Genomic DNA, 16,524 nt, shown 5'->3' with positions numbered 1-16,524 from the left:
GATGTTCCGCTCGATGAAGCTCCTTCGATGACGCCGCCCGAGCCGCCGACCGTGCCTCGCCGGCCCTCCACGTCCCTCCGCCCGTGGCTTCGCCGGATCGGCGCCGGGCTCGGCGCCGTCGTCGCGATCGGGGCGGCGCTCGTGATCTGGGCCGGCCTTGGCAGCCCGTCGAAGCTCCCACGCGTGGAGCTCGCCGTGCCCCCGCAGCGCGCCTCCGCGTGGGAGGACGTGTTCGCGCGCGGCCAGCGGGTGCGCCTGTGCACCCTCGAGACGGGCGAGGTCAGCGGAGCGCGTTCGATGTTGCTCCGCAGCGACCACGTCGAGTTCGATCGGGCCCGAGAGCACGAGCCGCTGCCGATCTACGCGCACCTCGTCCGCCATCCCACGCGCGGCGACGTGCTGATAGACGCCGGCCTCTCCGCCCCGTTCGAGCGGGATCCGTTCGGCGACGTCCGCGCGCCGGTGAGCTGGCTGCACCGGGCGATGGGCACGCGGTTCACGCTCCCTGCAGGGCGCTCGCTCGGCGCTCAGCTCGCGCGCCTCGGCTCGCGCCCGCGTCAGGTCTACCTGACGCACGTTCACGGCGATCACACGGCCGGCCTCGGCGAGCTCCCGCGCGACGTGGAGATCGTGACCGGCGAGGGCGAGGCCGACGATCTCGCGGGGCACCTGGGCTACGGGCACTTCGCCGAAGGCGCGACGCTCTCGGAGCTCTCGTTCGCGCGCGGCGCCCCCATGCCGCCGTTCGACATGGCCATCGACGTGTGGGGCGACGGCGCGCTCTGGGCGCTCCCGACGCCCGGCCACTCGCGCGGTCACCTCTCGTTCGTGGTCAACGCCGAGTCCGGCCCGGTGCTGCTCGTCGGCGATGCGTCGCATTACGCCTGGGCATTCGAGCGCGGCATCGGCCCGCGCGGGCCCTCGGCGAGCGACGAAGCCGCGGGACAGCAGAGCCTGGATCGCCTGCGCGAGCTCGTCCGCGCCCACCCGAGCCTGCGTGTCGTCTACGGGCACGAAGCGCCCCAGGTGATCTGCGAGATCTCCACCACCCCGTGACGCGACGACGCCCGCGGCGGGCGTGGAGTCGCTGGTCAATTGGAGAGTTTTCGGCAGCTCGTGATCAATCCGCGCCGGAGCGGGAATTCTTCCAATAACTGTTCGTGTGCGCGGCGTGGGTGGCGTGGAGAGACGCGACGGATTCGCGCTCTCGCCTCGCTTCCAAGGCCGGAGTGCGCCCGGTCCTGCTGGTCTGACGCGGCGCGTGCCGCGTCAAGTGGCTGTCAATCGAGATCGATAATATGGCGGGAGTGGAGTCTTCGGTCAGTATCAGACTTCGCCGGCGGATGGTCCGTTGTTGACCGCTGTCCGGCGATTGAACGCTGGCTGAACGCTGGCGTCTCGCGCTGTGGATTGGTGGGAGCAACGCTTGACGTCTGGCGAGGCTTCACCGTAGGTTGTGACCGACGGTAGGAGGTCACGGTATGGCTGACTTAGGATATCGTCGCTGGCGAGCCGGTCATGCGCTCATAGCGACGCTCGCGCTGACGGCCGCGGCCGGGTGCGGTATTGGGCAGATCGGAGCGGCGGACTCCAGCTCCAGCTCCGGGTCCGGCCCCGGAGGGGACGGTTCGACGTCCGGACAAGGAGGAGATCCCCCGGTGTGCGGCGCCGAGCGGATCCTCGCACCCCAGCGGCGTTTGACGCGATTCGAATACAACAACACGGTCCGAGATCTCCTCGGAACGTCCCTCACCCCTTCCGATCAATTCCCCCCGGATGAGATCGCCGGAGGCTTCAACAACAACGCGACGGTGCTGACCGTGTCCGCGCTGCACGCGGAGAAGTACCTCCTGGCTGCCGAGGCGCTCGCTGCCGAGGCCGTCGCGGGCGATCTGTCGAAGCTGGTGCCGTGTGATCCGGCCGCGGTCGAGGGGCAGGTCGCCCAGGAGGAGGCGTGCGCGCGGCAATTCGTCCAGGACTTCGGCCGTCGCGCGTACCGTCGACCGCTCGAGACGTCGGACGTCGAGCGGCTGATGCGCGCCTACGCCGCGGGGCGCACGGACGGGTCGTTCCGTGAGGGCATCGAGGTCGTCATCCGGGCCGCGCTGCAATCGCCGAAATTCTTGTTCCGCCTGGAGCTGCGTCACGATTCCGATGCCTCCTCGTCGCGGGTGCGCCTCGACCCGTACGAGATGGCGTCGCGCCTTTCGTACCTCATCTGGGCGTCGGGCCCCGACGACGAGCTGCTCGACGCCGCGGAGGCGGGCCTGCTCGATACCCGCGAGCAGCTCGCCGAGCGAACCCGCCAGATGCTGGAGCACCCGCGGGCGCGCCGGGCCATCACGGAGTTCTACAAGCAATGGCTCAACCTCGGGAAGCTCGGGACCATCGTCAAGGAGGAGAGCAAGTTCCCCGGGTACAACGACGAGCTCGTCGCGGGGATGAGCGCGGAGACTCCCGCGTTCATCGAGCACGTGCTGTGGTCCGGGGACCACAAGCTCTCGAGCCTGCTCACGCTGCCCGTCGGCTTTGCCACCGAGCCCGTCGCCGAGCTGTACGGCGTGACGGTCCCGCCCGGCTCGACCACACCCCAGCTCGTGGATCTCCCGCCGGACCAGCGCGCAGGGGTGCTCACGCAGCCCGCGTTCCTGGCCGTCCACGCGCACCCCGATCAGACGTCTCCGGTGCTGCGCGGCAAGGCCATCCGCGCGAAGTTCATGTGCCAGGACCCGCCGCCTCCTCCTGACGATGTCGACCTCACGCCGCCCACGGGCGAGGAGGGCGTCACCGCGCGTGAACGGTTCAACCAGCACGCCTCCAATGACAGGTGCGCCGGCTGCCATCAGCTGATGGATCCGATCGGCTTCGCGTTCGAGAACTTCGACGCCGTGGGCGCGTACCGCACCGAGGAGGGCGGGCAGGTCATCGACGTCTCCGGGCAGATGGTCCTGTCCGACGACATGGACGGCCCGTTCGTCGGCGTCCGCCAGCTGGCGGAGAAGCTCGCCGGGAGCGCGCAGGTCCGCGAGTGCCTCGCGACGCAATGGTTCCGCTACACGGCCGGGCGCTTCGAGAACATCGACGACGAGTGCTCGCTCGACGGGCTGCGCGCAGGGTTCCACGGGTCGGAGGGCGACCTCGTGGAGCTCATCGTGGCGACGACGCAGACCGACGCGTTCATGTACCGCAGCGCGATCGCAGAGGAGGAGTGACATGAGACAGCGAATGATCTCTCGACGGCGGATGCTCCAGGGCGCGCTGGCGGCGACCGCGACGATCCCGCTGCTGAACTCCGAGCTGGCCCGCGGGCAAGAGACCACCGCGCCCAAGCGCTTCGTGGTGTTCTATACGCCGAACGGCACCAGCGAGTCGAAATGGATGCCCACGGGCACCGAGACCAACTACACGCTGAGCCCGCTGCTCCAGCCGCTCTCGCCGTTCAAGGCGAAGATTATGCCGCTGCGCGGGATCAACATGAACGTCGTGGTGAACTCCAACATCGGCTCCGAGCACGCTCGGGGCATCGGGGGCCTGCTGACGGGGCGGGCGCTGCTCAAGGGCAACTTCAAGAGCTTCATGTCCACCAACGCCGGCTGGTCGTCGGGGATCTCGCTCGATCAGCACCTGGCGAAGAAGCTGAATCCCCCGACGCTGTTCAAGTCCCTGGAGCTCGGCGTCCAGGTCCGTGACGCGGAGGTGCGCGGTCGGCTCTCCTACGCCGGGCCGGACCAGCCCGTCCCCCCCCGCGAGGACCCCTACGACACGTTCCAGCAGCTCTTCGGGGCCTCGGTGCCTGGCCAGGGCCAGGACCCGGGCGGCTCCACCGCGCTGGATCGGCTCCGCGCGCAGCGGCGGACCGTGTTCGATATCCTCCGCGAGGACATCGCGGACGTGCGGCCTCGCATCGGCAAGGAAGATCGCCTCAAGCTCGACGCGCACATGCAGTCGATCCAGGACATCGAGGCGCGCCTGGCCGGTGGCGGCTCTTCGAACGGCGGCGGCACCCCGACCACGGGCAGCTGCCAGGCCCCGGCGCTGGGCGACCGCATCGACCTCTCGAAGGACGACAACATGCCCGTCATCGGCAAGCTCCAGATGGATATGATGGCCGCGGCGCTCGCGTGCGATCTCACCCGGATCGCCACGATCCAGTGGTCGTACGCCGAGAGCGAGCACCTCTACCCGTTCCTCGGTCTCACCGAGAATCACCACGCCATCTCCCACCAGTGGCCGACGAACGCGAAGTACGAGAAGATCCACACGTGGTTCGCGGAGCAGCTTGCCTACCTGCTCGGGAAGCTCGACTCGTACGCGGAAGGGGATCGCACGCTCCTCGACAACACCGTCGTCCTGTGGGTCACCGAGATCGGCGAGTCGATGCAGCACGCGCTCACGAACATACCGTTCCTGCTCGCCGGCAGCGGGGGCGGGGTCTTCCGCACGGGCCGCTTCGTTGACTATCTGGCGAACGGCGGCTCTGCCCGCCAGCACAACGATCTGCTCCTCACGATAGCGAACGCGATGGGGACCGACGACAAGACCTTCGGCGACCCGAACTACAGCACCGGCGCGCTTCCCAGCCTGACGTAGCCAGCTCGCCGAGGCACACTCGGGCTCCTTCAAGGCCCTGGGAGCCCACAGGCGTTAACGAGGCTCGTTCGGTCACGCTCAGGGCACGAAGCCCGCCGCCTTCCGCCCCACCACCGGTCACCAACGTGAACGTTTACGTAAACGTTTACGTGAACGTTTACGTGGTCGTGGTCGTGGTCGTGGTCGTTCACGGCCTACCGTTGACGACCACGACCACGACCACGACCACGACCACGACCACGACCACGACCACGACCACGACCACGACCACGACCACGACCACGACCACGACCACGACCACGACCACGACCACGACCACGACCACGACCGCGCAAACGTTCGGATGTAGGAGAAGGCGGCGCGAAGCTTGGTTAACGCCTGTGCCCCAGGGAGCCCCGGGTCGCACAGAACGCGCGGCCTGCGTCTAGGTCTTGCATTTTTGCCGCGATGGGTTGCGTTCCTGGGCGTTGTCTTGCGTGATTGCAAGACACATCCTGGCGCCCATGAACAACGCATCGCTCGTCTCCAGCCCGTCGTCTCGCCTCCACGTCGTGCTCGGCGCTGGCCAGATCGGCCCGCGGGTCGCGGATCTCTTGCTGGCGCAGGGCCATCGCGTGCGCCTGGTGCAGCGCACCCGCCGCGCTCCGGAGCGGCCGGGGCTCACGTCGGTGTGCGGCGACATCACCGACCTCGCCTTTGCCGAGGAGGCCACGCGCGGCGCGAGCGTTGTCTACGATTGCATGAACCCGCCCTACCACCTCTGGGCCACGCAGCTCCTGCCCATCGCGCGCGGCGCGCTGCATGGCGCGACCAGGGCGGGCGCGAAGCTCGTGGCCCTCGACTGCCTGTACATGTACGGCGTGCCCGACGGGGCCATGCGAGAGGACTCGCCGCGCCGCCCTTGCAGCAGGAAAGGCGCGCTGCGCGTCGAGCTCGAGGAGATGCGCCTCGCGGCCCAGCGCCGCGGCGACGCGCGCGTGGCCATCGGGCGCGCCAGCGACTTCTTCGGCGCCAACGTGCCGCTGTCCGCCTGGGGCGATCGCTTCTACGCGCGCGCGCTCGCAGGAAGAGCCGTGGAGTGCATGGGTGATCCCGAGATGCCTCACTCGTATACCTACGTGGAGGACGTGGCGCGGGGCCTCGTGACGCTGGGTGAGCGGGAGGAGGCCATGGGCCATGTCTGGCACCTGCCGACGGCGCCGGCCGAGAGCACGCGGGCGCTCGCGCGGCGCCTCGGGCGCGCTCTCGGCGTCGAGGTCGAGGTGGCGCGACTCCCGCGCATCCTGCTGCGCGCGGTGGGCCTGTTCTCGCCCTTCATGCGGGAGGTGGCCGAGATGGCGTACCAGTGGGACGTGCCCTATGTCATCGACGACACGCGCTTTCGCGAGACCTTCGGCTGGTCGGCGACCCCCGTCGAGCGGCAGGTCGCCGACATCGCCGCCTGGGCCCGCGACAGGTACAAGATCGCCGCCCCGCGCGGAGCGGCGGCGATCCCCGCCGCGCGGGCCTGATCGGGCCACGAGCGCGCGGCCGAGATCTCGCAGGGGCGCAGACTGGCAGATCGCACGGGAGCGGATCAAATCACCCAGGCCGCTGCGCGCGAGAAGGACTTGACTCGTCCGGTTGAAGGCCCGGAGATCTCACTCTTTCTGGAGGGCGTCATGCGTCTCGGTTCCTTGTCTCCGGTGATGGGCCTGCTGGTCGTGGGGCTCGGCATCGCGTCTTGCGCTTCCGGCTCGGAAGAGCTCCCTGGGGGCTCATCGGAGGGCGGTGGCGGGGCCTCGGGGGTCGGCGTTTCTGTCGGCTCGGCGTCCGGCGGCGGCGGGGCGCCCGGCGCGTCTGTCGGCTCGACGTCCGGCGGCGGCGGGGCGCCCGGCACCTCCAGCGCTTCGGGTGGCGGGGCGCCCGGCACCTTGGCCGCCTCCGTCGGCTCGGCGTCCGGCGGCGGCGGGGCGCCTGGCGAGGGCGGGGGACCGGAGCTGCCGCCGGCGGTCGGCCCCCTGGTGAACGGCATCCAGTGGGCCGACACCTCGGGCAAACCCATCCAGGCGCACGGGGGAGGGGTGATCCGGGTGGGCGACTATTACTACTGGTTCGGGGAGAACCGGAACCCGGACGGGACGTTCTATGCCGTCTCCTGCTATCGCTCGACCGATCTGCGGCGCTGGGAGTTCAGGAACCATGTCTTGACGATGGACTCGGACAAGGACCTCGATCCGGCCAACATCGAGCGCCCGAAGGTCGTCTACAACGCGTCCACGGACAAATTCGTGATGTGGATGCACTGGGAGAACGGGGTGAACTACGGCGAGGCCCGCGCCGCGGTCGCGAGCTCGAGCACCGTGGACGGCGACTATACGTATCACGGCAGCTTCCGGCCGCTCACCGGCAGCGGGGTGACCGATCACGGCAAGCCAGGGTACATGTCCCGCGACTGCGGGCTCTTCGTCGATGACGACAGCAAGGCGTATTTCATCTCCGCCACGAACGAGAACTACGATCTCAACCTCTACGAGCTGACCCCCGACTACCTGTCCGTCGCCCGCCTCTCCGCCACGCTCTTCCCCGGCGGGCACCGGGAGGCTCCGGCGCTGTTCAAGCGGAACGGCACCTATTTCCTGCTGACCTCCGGCGCCACGGGCTGGTCGCCCAACCAGGCAAAATACGCGACCTCCCGCTCCCTCGACAGGGGCTGGTCGGCGATGACCAACGTCGGCGACGGCACGACGTACAACTCCCAGTCGACTTACGTGCTCCCGGTCCAGGGCAGCTCCGGGACGGCCTACCTGTACATGGGAGACCGGTGGGCAGGGGCCTGGAGCGGACCGGTCAACAACTCGACGTATGTATGGCAGCCGATCTCCTTCCCGTCGGACACCACCATGAGCATGCGCTGGAACAACACGCTGGCCATCGACACGTCGGCCGGCACCGTCGCCGGAGCGACGAACAATTTCAAGCTCGTCAACAGGAAGAGCGGCAAGGTGATGGATGTCGTCGGCGCGTCGGGCGAGGACGGGGCGGACATCGTCCAGAACGCGGACAGGGGAGGAGACAGCCAGAAGTGGAGCTTCAACTACAATGGATCGGGCTACTTCCGGCTGACCAACGTCAAGAGCGGCAAGGTGCTGGATGTCCCCGACGAGTCGACGAGCGACGGGGTAGCGCTGGTGCAGTGGGAGAACCATGACGGCGACAACCAGGCATGGCTGTTCATCGATCTGGGCGGCGGTGATTTCCAGATCAGGAACAAGAAGAGCGGCAAGCTGGTCGGGGTCTACCAGGGCTCCACCGCGGACGCTGCCGCGATCGAGCAGCGCGCGGGCGGCGGCGGCGAGGAGCAGCGATGGCAGATTGTGGTTGCCGAGTGATGGGTGGATGACCGGCGGAGCGGCCGCGAGGGCGGGGCCGCGACGAGGCCGGCGCCGATGAGCGCGGCGGCCCGGCCCGATCGACGTCGACCGGGCCGGGGGGAGGCTCGCGGCGCCGCTAGGACCGCAGGCGCCGACGCCGGGCGAGCACGAGGCCCGCGGCCGCGGCCGCGAGCGCAGCGGCGTTGCCCGCAGAGCCTGCCGGGCCAGAGGCGCTGCACCCGGCCGCGGCCGACGCGACGGTGCCGCACGTGGTCACGTCGGCCGACGGTGGCAGCGCGTCCGGCTCGTGCAGATCCCGAGCCCACACCGGCTCATCGAGCACCTCGTCCACGGCGAAGGAGGTGGACAGCACCTCGCGCTCGCCGCCCAGGCCCTCTTCCGGCGCGAACTCCGCGTTCCCGGGCGCGGAGAGGCGCGCGACGGCGCCCTGCGTGCTCGAGACCTGAAGGATCGTGTTCCCGATGGTCACATACCAGCTCCCGTCGAGCCAGCGACCGTGTCCGAGGGACGAGCCGATGCTCTCGGGCGCACCCCCTGCCCGGCCGAGGTAGCGCTTGCCGCCGTTCAGGAAGAGGACCTCGCCGGTGTCGCTGATGCCGTCGTGGCCGACCCGGAGCTTCACCTGATCGAACTGGCTCGACGCCGTGAAATCGCTGATCTGATGCTGCTCGCCGTCGGGGGTCCGCAGCCAGACCTGGTTGACGGCGCCGTCGCTCTTCAGGAAGGCGGCGTGGCCTGCGTGAACCAGCAGCCCGGCCGAGGTGCCGGTGATCGAGTCGCCCAGGAACACCTCCTCTCCATCCGCCGTGTACAGGTAGCTCGAGCTCGTCATGCCGTCCCACCACCGGCCGGCGACGTTCGTCCCGTCGGTGATCGGCCGCTGCAGGTTGCCCTCATGATCGCCGAGGCGCAGCCTGCTCGGCCCGACGATGGAGGCATCCTCGTAGGTGCCGAAATAGATGCCGCCGGAAGGCGTGATGTCGGCCTGGAACGGCGACCTGCTCCCGTCGATGCGCCAGAGGGTCCTGCTCGTCCCCGCCGACAGCGAGGTAGCGACGGCCCAGTCGTCGCTGTTCGCCGTCCACACGATGGTGTCGCCGTTCACCGCGTCGAGGCGCGCCGCGCTCGTGATGTTGCGCCGGGCGCCGTTGACCCAGGCGAGGATGTGGCCCGTCGTCGACTGGTGCACGGACCCGGACGGCGTGAGCGCCCCGTAGACCTCGCTGATCGGCAGTTCTCCTTGCGGGATGGTCGCGACCCACGTCACCTGCTGCGTGGCGCGCTCGAAGATCCCGAGGCGCTGGTACTGATCGCGGAAGAGGATCCGCGCGGCGTCGAAATCGAGGATGGTGCCGGGCGCGCGCTGGACGGCGGTGAGCCTCGGGCTCCGCTCGACGTAGATGGGGCCGATGGTCTTCGTGATGGTGGGGCCCACGCCGTCGCTGGCCTCGATGGTGAGCGTGTACGCTCTGCCCGACGGGATCTGGTAGCCATACCAGGCCTGCTCTTCCTTGAGGTAGAGGTGCCCCGGCACGGGCTGCGGGTTGTTCGCCGAAAGGGTGACCTGTCCTTCGGCGCTGCGGAACGTCGCCTGGAGGCTCTGGCACGTGTACGGCGGCGTCGGGACGCACTTCGCGGCGAAGCGCCAGCCCTCTGTGAGGGTGTCGTGCGCGAGCGCGTTCCATCCGAGCGTCGGCGCCGCGTACCGGTGCACGGTGCCCTGCGCGCTCGCCACCTCGCCAAACGTGTTGTACGCGTGGACCGTCACGACGTGAGGCCCGTAGGCGAGCTCGCCCTCGAGCTCGCCGAGGTCGAACGCTCCCTGGAAATGCCCCCCTTCCGTCGGCGTGAGCTCGATGGTGAGTCCTTCGAGCTCCGCCTCGACATAGTAGATGTCCTCGGGGGACGACGCCGTCGCGTGCACCGGGATCGTGCTGCCCTCGATGATCGCGTTGGTCGGCTCGATGAGCCCGACGGTGACGGCGGCATCTGCGGCCTGGGCCGAGAGGGATAGGGCAAAAGCAACGGTTATGCCAATGTGCAGGCGATAAGCTCTCATGGATCCTCCGTATTTTGAACGCTTCGGTGCATCCGCGGCACCGAACATTCACTCACCGGGTAGTCGCCCTGCGAGCGGGCGTGAAGCGGAGCGACGCGCTGGCTGCTCGGGATAACAGCGCGATGAGCGCGCTGCTCGTCGGCTTCTTGCTTTACCGCGTTGGACTGAAAGGTGTCAGGAACGCGCCGCTCCTGCTGTGTCCGCCAGCGCGAGCCCGCGCGTGCCGGTCTACGGCCGACCGAACGCGCGGAGCCGGAGGGAGTTGCCGAGCACCGACACGCTCGACAGCGACATCGCCGCGCTCGCGAGGACCGGCGAGAGGAGCCATCCGGTCAGCGGGTACAGCAGCCCCGCCGCGATCGGGATGCCGATCACGTTGTAGATGAACGCCCAGAACAGGTTCTGCCGGATCGTCCTCAGGGTGGCGCGGGCGAGCCCGAGCGCCACCGGCAGGCCCGCGATCCCGCCGCGGATCAGCGCCACGTCCGCTGACGCCACCGCGATGTCCGTGCCGCTGCCCAGGGCGATCCCCACGTCCGCGCCGGCGAGCGCGGGTGCGTCGTTGATTCCGTCGCCGACCATGGCCACCCTGCGGCCGGCGGCCCGCTGCTCGCGGACGATCCTCGCCTTGTCCTCGGGCCTCACCTCCGCGAACACGGCCCGGATGCCGAGCTCATCGGCGACGGCGCGCGCGGCGCCCGCCCGATCGCCGGTCACCATCGCCACCTCGACGCCGAGCTCAGCCATGGCCGCGACGGCGCGGCGCGCCTCCTCCGTGGGCCGGTCGGCGACCGCGACGAGCCCCGTGAGCCGCCCGTCGACGGCCACGAACGACGGCGTGCGGCCCAGCCTGGCCAGGCGATCGGCCTCGGCCTCCAGCGCGGCCGTGTCGATGCCCGCCCGCTGCAGCCACGCCGCCGTCCCGACGCGCACAAGGCGCCCCGAGACGCGCGCCTCGATGCCGTGGCCGATCTCCGCGCGGAACGCCGAGGCGGGCGCCACGCCGATCCCGCGGCCGCGGGCGCCGTCGACGATCGCCCGCGCCACCGGGTGCTCGCTCTCGCGCTCGGCGCCCGCCACGAGGCCGAGGAGCGCCGCCTCGCCGTGGCCCGCGAGGTCCACGACGTCCGTGAGCTCGGGCCGGCCCGACGTCAGGGTCCCTGTCTTGTCGAGCAGCACCGTGTCGACGCGGCTCGCCGCCTCGAGCGCCGCGCCGCCCTTGACCAGGACGCCGAGCTCCGCGCCGCGCCCTGTCCCGACGGCCACGGCGGCCGGCGTGGCCAGCCCGAGCGCGCACGGGCACGCGATCACGAGCACGGCGACGAACCGCTCGACCGCCGTGGCGAGCCCCGCGGCGGTGGGGTCGATCGCGAGCCACGCGGCGAAGGCGAGCGCTGCGACGCCGAGCACGACGGGCACGAAGACGCCGCTCACCACGTCGGCGAGGCGCGCGATCGGCGCGCGCGACCCCTGCGCCTGCTCGACGGCCTCGACGATGCGCGCGAGCGCGGTGTCCGCGCCGGTCTTCGTGACGCGGAAGGTGAGGGCGCCGCTCTGGTTGAGCGTCCCGCCGAGCACGGCCGAGCCCACCGTCTTGTCGACGGGCATGCTCTCGCCGGTGAGCATCGCCTCGTCGACCGCGGACGCGCCGTCGACCACCTCGCCGTCGGTCGCGATGCGCTCGCCGGGCCGCACCCGCACGAGGTCGCCCGGTCCGAGCGAGGAGGCGGGCACCTCGTCCTCGGCGTCGCCGCGGACGCGCCGGGCGGTCTTCGGCTGGAGCGCCACGAGCCCGCGCACCGCGTCGGCGAGCCGCTTCCGCGCGCGCGTCTCGAGGAGCTTCCCGAGCAGCACGAAGGTGACGATCGCGGCCGCGGCCTCGAAGTAGACGGGCGGCGCGTGGCCGTGCTCGGCGTGCGGGAAGAGGCCGGGGGCCGCGACCGCGGCGGTCGAGTAGAGCCAGGCGGCGCCGGTCCCGAGGCTCACGAGGGTGTTCATGTCCGCGGCGCGGTGCCGGAGCGCGCTCCAGGCCAGGCGAAAGAACCGGCGCCCCGGCCCGAAGACCACGATCGTCGCGAGCGCGAGCGAGAGCCAGCGCGCGGAGGCGCCTTCGAGCGCCGGGATCGCGCCGTGGGACATGGCCACGACGAGCAGCGGCGCGGTGAGCAGCGCGGCGATCGCGACGTCGCGCCGGAGCGTCCGCTGCTCCTTCGCCTCGGCCGCGTCCATGGCGGCGGCGCGCTCGGCCGCGCCCGATTGCTGGCGCGGCGGTGGGGCGTCCGCCGTCGCTGCCAGGCGCTCGGGCGCCGTGGAGGCCGCGCGGACGCCGGCGATCGGCGGGGTTGCGGGGGCGCCGTTGGTCTGCGTTTCTGCGGGAAGGTCGGTGATCGGCGCGGCTTCAGCGACGCTGGCCGCCGGAGGGACCTCGGGCACCTCGTATCCCGCCTCCACGATGGCGCTGGCGAGCGCGGCCGGCGTGGTCGCCTGCGCGTCGTAGGTGATCGTCGCGCGCCGGGTCACGAGGTTGACGGCCGCATCCTGGACGCCGGGCGCGGCGCGCAGCGCCTTCTCGACGCGGCGCACGCACGCCGCGCAGGTCATGCCCTGCACCGGAAGCTCCGTCCGGGCGCCCTGCGCGGCGGGCGCGGCGGGCGCGGCCTTCGCGCTGGTCGGCTGCACGGGCTGGGGAATCGTCGCCATGGCTTCTCCTTACACGAGCTCGTGGCTCGTCTCCTGTCGCCTGCGCAGACGCGCCGTCGCTCCGGTGATTACGGTCTACCTCTGCAGGCCCGGGTGGGCTCCAGCGCCGGGCGGTTCGGAGCGGCGCCGGCGCCCCGCCGAGGGGACGCGCGCCGCGGGAGGTGGTACGTCCGCGGGCGCGCCATGGAGCAGATCCTTCCGATCCTCGGGGTGAGCGTCGTCGTGTTCGTGTCCACGAACATCGATGACATCCTCCTTCTCTCGGCCTTCTTCGCGGATCCAGGCTTTACCCCCGCCCAGGTGATGGCCGGCCAGTTCTTGGGCAATGCGGCGCTCGTGATCGCGAGCGTCGCGTGTGCGCTGCTCGCGGTCCGCGTGCCGGACGGATGGATCGGCCTGCTCGGCCTGGCTCCCCTCGCGCTCGGCCTGCGCGGCCTCTGGGCGCTCCGGCGGGGCTCCAGGGCGAGGGAAGCAGGCGTGGCGGACGAAGCAGACGCAGCAGACAGCGCGCGCGAGCACCATGGCAGCGCGTCGCGCTTCAAGGTGATCGCCGTGGCGAGTGTGACCCTCGCGAACGGCGGGGACAACCTCGGCGTTTATATCCCGCTGTTCTCCAGCTCCCCGGCGCACATCCCGCTTCATGCTGCCGTGTTCGCGGCCATGACCGGCGCCTGGTGCGCGCTCGGACACCGACTTGTCAACCACCCGATCCTGGGCACGCGCATCCGGCGTTACGGCCGTTCGGCGCTGCCGTTCGTGTTGATCGGCTTCGGGCTCTGGATCCTGTCCGACGCCCTCGTGCTCGTCCGTGCAGGGTAGCGCCCGTGGACGCCGTGAGCTCACCTTGGTGAGAGGCGCCAGTTCCACCCACGCGGAGTCCGGCCACGGATCCGGAGAGAGATTTGAACGCAAAGGCACAAAGGCGCAAAGACGCAAAAGAACAATTTTGGTGCAGGTTTGCGCCTTCGCGCTCTTGGCGTCCTTGCGTTGAAATCTCTCGTCGATCGCGAGACAGATCCCTGGGAGGACTGCTCCGCGGCGTTGAACCGTTGCGATTCGTCGGGACGATGATGACAATCGCAAACGAGCCTTGCACACAGCTCCACGCAGCGATCCCCTATCCCGGGCGTGGCGTGCTGGCCGGATCATGGCCCGGCGGCGGCGCGCGCGAGCCGCGTCACCAGCGGCCGCGCACCACGACGCCGCCACCGGCCTGGCCCGCCGTCAGCTCCCAGCTCACCTCGGGCGCCGGCTGGCGGCGCGGGGATGGCTCCAGCAGGAAGACCAGCGCCGACGCGCCGGCGAGCGCCACGCCAGCGCCGAAGCCGATCGTGCTCACCAGCCCAAGCCGCTTCGCGCGGTTGCCAGCGTCGAGCCCGTCGGGTTTGCATCGCGCCCGGTCGGGGCTCACATCCCTGCAGTTGTCGGCCGCGACGCCGCTCGCGTCGAGCGCCATCCACCCGGTCACCGATCCGACGATCAGCCCGGCCACGCCGAGCCCGCCCGCCACATAGGTGACCACCCGCAGGCCGCTGGGCCCCTGATCCGGCGCCCGCGCTGGCGCTGGCGCTGGCGGTTTGACGGGCGGCGGCTTGGCGGCCGCCGGTGGCTTCACCTCGAGCACGATCGCCTTCGACTCCGACCGGTCGATCGTGAATCGCGTCTCGGTCGCGGGCGATCCCGGCGCCTGCGTCGTCACGACGTGCTCTCCGGGATCGACGGGGAGCGCGACGCCGAGCGAGGGTTGCTCCAGCGTCATGCCGTCGCACTGTACGCGCGTCCCCGCCGGCGCGCCCGGCGGCAGCGACAGCGTGAGCTGCGGCACGAGCGGCGCGAGCGCGCTGCGCTGCCCGAGCGCGATCTTCTGTCGCGCCGATTGCTTGGCTCGCTCGGCCTCACTCATGCGATCGACCATCGCGAGATAGTCGTTGTAGCGCGCGACCGCTGTCGCGATACGCCCCCATTTGGCCTCGCACTCGGCGAGCGTGAATAGCCGCCCCGGGCGAGGATCGAGACGCTGGCTTTCGGCGAGGGCAGGGCAGCCGGTCTCGTACCGGCCTGCCAGCATGTCGGCGCGCCCGCGGTCGAAGTGCGATTCCGCGACGGCGAGCGCCTGCGCGCTGGCCGGCGCCGCGACGGCGACGCCCAGCACGCCAAGGCAGATGGACCGGAGCCAGGAGAAGCGCATGAGTGAGCCGCCAAATACCATCGTTCCCGCTCGCTCCTGGCAAAGAAGTGTCCGCCCTGCCATCGTGCTCAGTCCGGCTTGTACAGCACCTCAGGGCTCGGCTCTGCGGCCGACCTGGCCGGCGCGAGCCTGCGCCGTGAGCCGAGCGCCGGCGGCGGCGACGCGCTCGCCGCCCCCGTCGCGGGGGCGAGCGCGCGGCTGCCCTCGCCCACCGGCACGGAGGCCGCGGGAGCGGGCGTCGCGACGCCCGGCGCCGTGGCTGTCGCCGAGGCCTCGGGGAGAGGCGGCGTCGGATGGACTTCAGGGGGCGCGGAGGCGGGCGAGCGCGCGTCCCCCGCGGTCTGCGCGGGCTCCGCGCTCCTGTCGGCGGGGAGCGCGCCGCGGCTCAGCGAGGCGAAGGCGCCAACGCCGCCCCCGAGGAGGACGAGCACCGCGACGGTGATCGCGGCTCGGCTCCGTTGCTTCGTCGGAGGCAGCGCGGTCACCACGGCGGCGGCCGGGAGCTGGACGCCGCTCGGCGGCGACGAGGAGCGGGAGATCGGGGGTCCACCTCCGCTCGGCGCCTCCGCGGAGAGCAGGCGCGATGATCGCACCGGCGCGGCGGGCAGGTCGAAGACCTCGGCGAGCGCCTCGACTGCGGCCGAAGCGGTGGCGAAGCGCGCCTCGGGGGCGCGGGCCGTCACCTTGGTGAACCACGCGTCGAAGGCCGGGGGCAGCTTCACCCCCTCGGCGTCCGCGCGCGCGGACGCGGGCTCCTTCGGGCCGTTCACGGCGAGGGTCGCGAAGGCGAGCGCACTGTCGTACTTCCGCCTGTCGTTCAGCCAGTACGCTTTGCCGACGAGGAGCGTGTACGCGATCATGCCGAGGGCGAAGATGTCGGCAGCCCGCGAGACCGACTCGCCGCTGAATTGCTCGGGCGCCATGTAGAGCGGCGTGCCGAGGACCGCGGTCGCCGCCGAGTCCGTCGCCGTCTCGACGACGAGCTTGGCAATGCCGAAGTCGAGCACCTTGATTCGCGGCGCCCCGTCGTCGGTCTCGGCCAGGAAGAGGTTGGCAGGCTTGAGGTCGCGGTGGACGACCCCGGCGGCGTGTGTCTTGTCGAGGGCGACGGCGGTCTGGCGCAGGAAGGCGACGGCCTCTTCCGGCGGCAGGCGCCCTGCGTGGCGGAGGCGCTCGTTGAGCAGCGTGCCGCGGAGCAGCTCCATCACGAGGAACGGCTTGCCGGTCTCGGCGTCGATCCCGGCGTCGAACACCTCCACGATGTGGTCGCTCTCGATGCGCGCGGCGACGCGCGCCTCCAGCTTGAACCGGGCTTGGAACTCGGGGTTGTCGGCGAGGTGCGAGTGCATCACTTTGAGCGCCCGCCGGCGCTCCGTCTCGATGTGCAGAACCTCGTAGACCGCGCCCATCGCGCCGCTGGCGATTCCGCGCACCACGCGGTACCTGCCAGCAAACAGCATCCCGTCGTCCAGACTCAGCGACATGGGTTCCACCAGCAGGCGAACTTATACACCAGCGTACGCGACGCCTGCACTCAGGAACTGACGGATCGAAGCGCTGTTTACAGTATTCCAGTAAAGATCTAGGGCGCGCTCCGTCGATCTGCGCCATCG

General features: G+C 70.8%; 11 protein-coding genes. 7 read left to right on the top strand and 4 right to left on the bottom strand.

Features of this window, described 5'->3' with window-relative positions; genetic code table 11:
• Positions 1–27: 27 nt before the first annotated feature.
• From POL72_RS31310 to POL72_RS31285, 6 genes are all read left to right on the top strand, one after another.
• Positions 28–1,056, top strand: a complete 1,029-nt coding sequence (locus POL72_RS31310) for an MBL fold metallo-hydrolase (RefSeq protein WP_272099973.1) — start codon at positions 28–30, stop codon at positions 1,054–1,056.
• A gap of 641 nt (positions 1,057–1,697) precedes the next feature.
• Positions 1,698–3,212, top strand: a complete 1,515-nt coding sequence (locus POL72_RS31305) for a DUF1592 domain-containing protein (RefSeq protein ID WP_272099971.1) — start codon at positions 1,698–1,700, stop codon at positions 3,210–3,212.
• Between the two features lies 1 nt (position 3,213).
• On the top strand, positions 3,214–4,590 hold the full coding sequence (locus tag POL72_RS31300) for a DUF1552 domain-containing protein (protein ID WP_272099969.1): 1,377 nt from the start codon (positions 3,214–3,216) through the stop codon (positions 4,588–4,590).
• 125 nt (positions 4,591–4,715) lie between these two features.
• The gene (locus POL72_RS51915; protein WP_373372254.1) at positions 4,716–5,018 is read left to right on the top strand and encodes a hypothetical protein; all 303 of its coding nucleotides are present in this window, start codon (positions 4,716–4,718) and stop codon (positions 5,016–5,018) included.
• Positions 5,019–5,093: 75 nt separating this feature from the next.
• Entirely contained in the window at positions 5,094–6,101 is a 1,008-nt protein-coding gene (locus POL72_RS31290) for an NAD-dependent epimerase/dehydratase family protein (protein WP_272099966.1), read from the top strand.
• 150 nt (positions 6,102–6,251) lie between these two features.
• Entirely contained in the window at positions 6,252–7,961 is a 1,710-nt protein-coding gene (locus tag POL72_RS31285; RefSeq protein WP_272099964.1) for an RICIN domain-containing protein, read from the top strand.
• A 118-nt stretch (positions 7,962–8,079) separates the two neighbouring features.
• Here the strand turns inward: POL72_RS31285 and POL72_RS31280 are convergent, their stop codons facing one another.
• Together POL72_RS31280 and POL72_RS31275 are read right to left on the bottom strand one after the other, a co-directional pair.
• Positions 8,080–10,023: a hypothetical protein gene (locus POL72_RS31280; RefSeq protein WP_272099962.1), complete on the bottom strand. Its 1,944-nt coding sequence runs from the start codon at positions 10,021–10,023 to the stop codon at positions 8,080–8,082.
• Between the two features lie 228 nt (positions 10,024–10,251).
• A complete protein-coding gene (locus tag POL72_RS31275) occupies positions 10,252–12,723 on the bottom strand; it encodes a heavy metal translocating P-type ATPase (protein WP_272099960.1) in 2,472 nt (823 codons plus the stop codon).
• A gap of 183 nt (positions 12,724–12,906) precedes the next feature.
• On the opposite strand from POL72_RS31275, the gene POL72_RS31270 reads away from it, so the two are divergent.
• The gene (locus POL72_RS31270) at positions 12,907–13,542 is read left to right on the top strand and encodes a cadmium resistance transporter (RefSeq protein ID WP_272099958.1); all 636 of its coding nucleotides are present in this window, start codon (positions 12,907–12,909) and stop codon (positions 13,540–13,542) included.
• Positions 13,543–13,900: 358 nt separating this feature from the next.
• Here the strand turns inward: POL72_RS31270 and POL72_RS31265 are convergent, their stop codons facing one another.
• Both POL72_RS31265 and POL72_RS31260 read right to left on the bottom strand, forming a co-directional pair.
• Positions 13,901–14,911, bottom strand: a complete 1,011-nt coding sequence (locus POL72_RS31265; RefSeq protein ID WP_272099956.1) for a tetratricopeptide repeat protein — start codon at positions 14,909–14,911, stop codon at positions 13,901–13,903.
• Positions 14,912–14,979: 68 nt separating this feature from the next.
• Positions 14,980–16,395 (bottom strand): serine/threonine-protein kinase, encoded by a 1,416-nt coding sequence (locus POL72_RS31260; protein WP_272099954.1) that lies wholly within the window; start codon positions 16,393–16,395, stop codon positions 14,980–14,982.
• Positions 16,396–16,524 lie beyond the last annotated feature (129 nt).

The sequence above is a fragment of the Sorangium aterium genome (assembly GCF_028368935.1).
Classification (GTDB): domain Bacteria; phylum Myxococcota_A; class Polyangia; order Polyangiales; family Polyangiaceae; genus Sorangium; species Sorangium atrum.
Note: the sequence above shows the minus strand (reverse complement) of the source record. Positions and strands in the feature narration are given on the sequence as shown.

Coding starts and splice junctions, on each gene's coding strand:
- POL72_RS31310 (WP_272099973.1), top strand. CDS start 28: ATGACGCCGCCCGAGCCGCCGACCGTGCCTCGCCGGCCCTCCACGTCC.
- POL72_RS31300 (WP_272099969.1), top strand. CDS start 3,214: ATGAGACAGCGAATGATCTCTCGACGGCGGATGCTCCAGGGCGCGCTG.
- POL72_RS31290 (WP_272099966.1), top strand. CDS start 5,094: ATGAACAACGCATCGCTCGTCTCCAGCCCGTCGTCTCGCCTCCACGTC.
- POL72_RS31285 (WP_272099964.1), top strand. CDS start 6,252: ATGCGTCTCGGTTCCTTGTCTCCGGTGATGGGCCTGCTGGTCGTGGGG.
- POL72_RS31280 (WP_272099962.1), bottom strand. CDS start 10,023: ATGAGAGCTTATCGCCTGCACATTGGCATAACCGTTGCTTTTGCCCTA.
- POL72_RS31275 (WP_272099960.1), bottom strand. CDS start 12,723: ATGGCGACGATTCCCCAGCCCGTGCAGCCGACCAGCGCGAAGGCCGCG.
- POL72_RS31270 (WP_272099958.1), top strand. CDS start 12,907: ATGGAGCAGATCCTTCCGATCCTCGGGGTGAGCGTCGTCGTGTTCGTG.
- POL72_RS31265 (WP_272099956.1), bottom strand. CDS start 14,911: ATGCGCTTCTCCTGGCTCCGGTCCATCTGCCTTGGCGTGCTGGGCGTC.
- POL72_RS31260 (WP_272099954.1), bottom strand. CDS start 16,395: ATGTCGCTGAGTCTGGACGACGGGATGCTGTTTGCTGGCAGGTACCGC.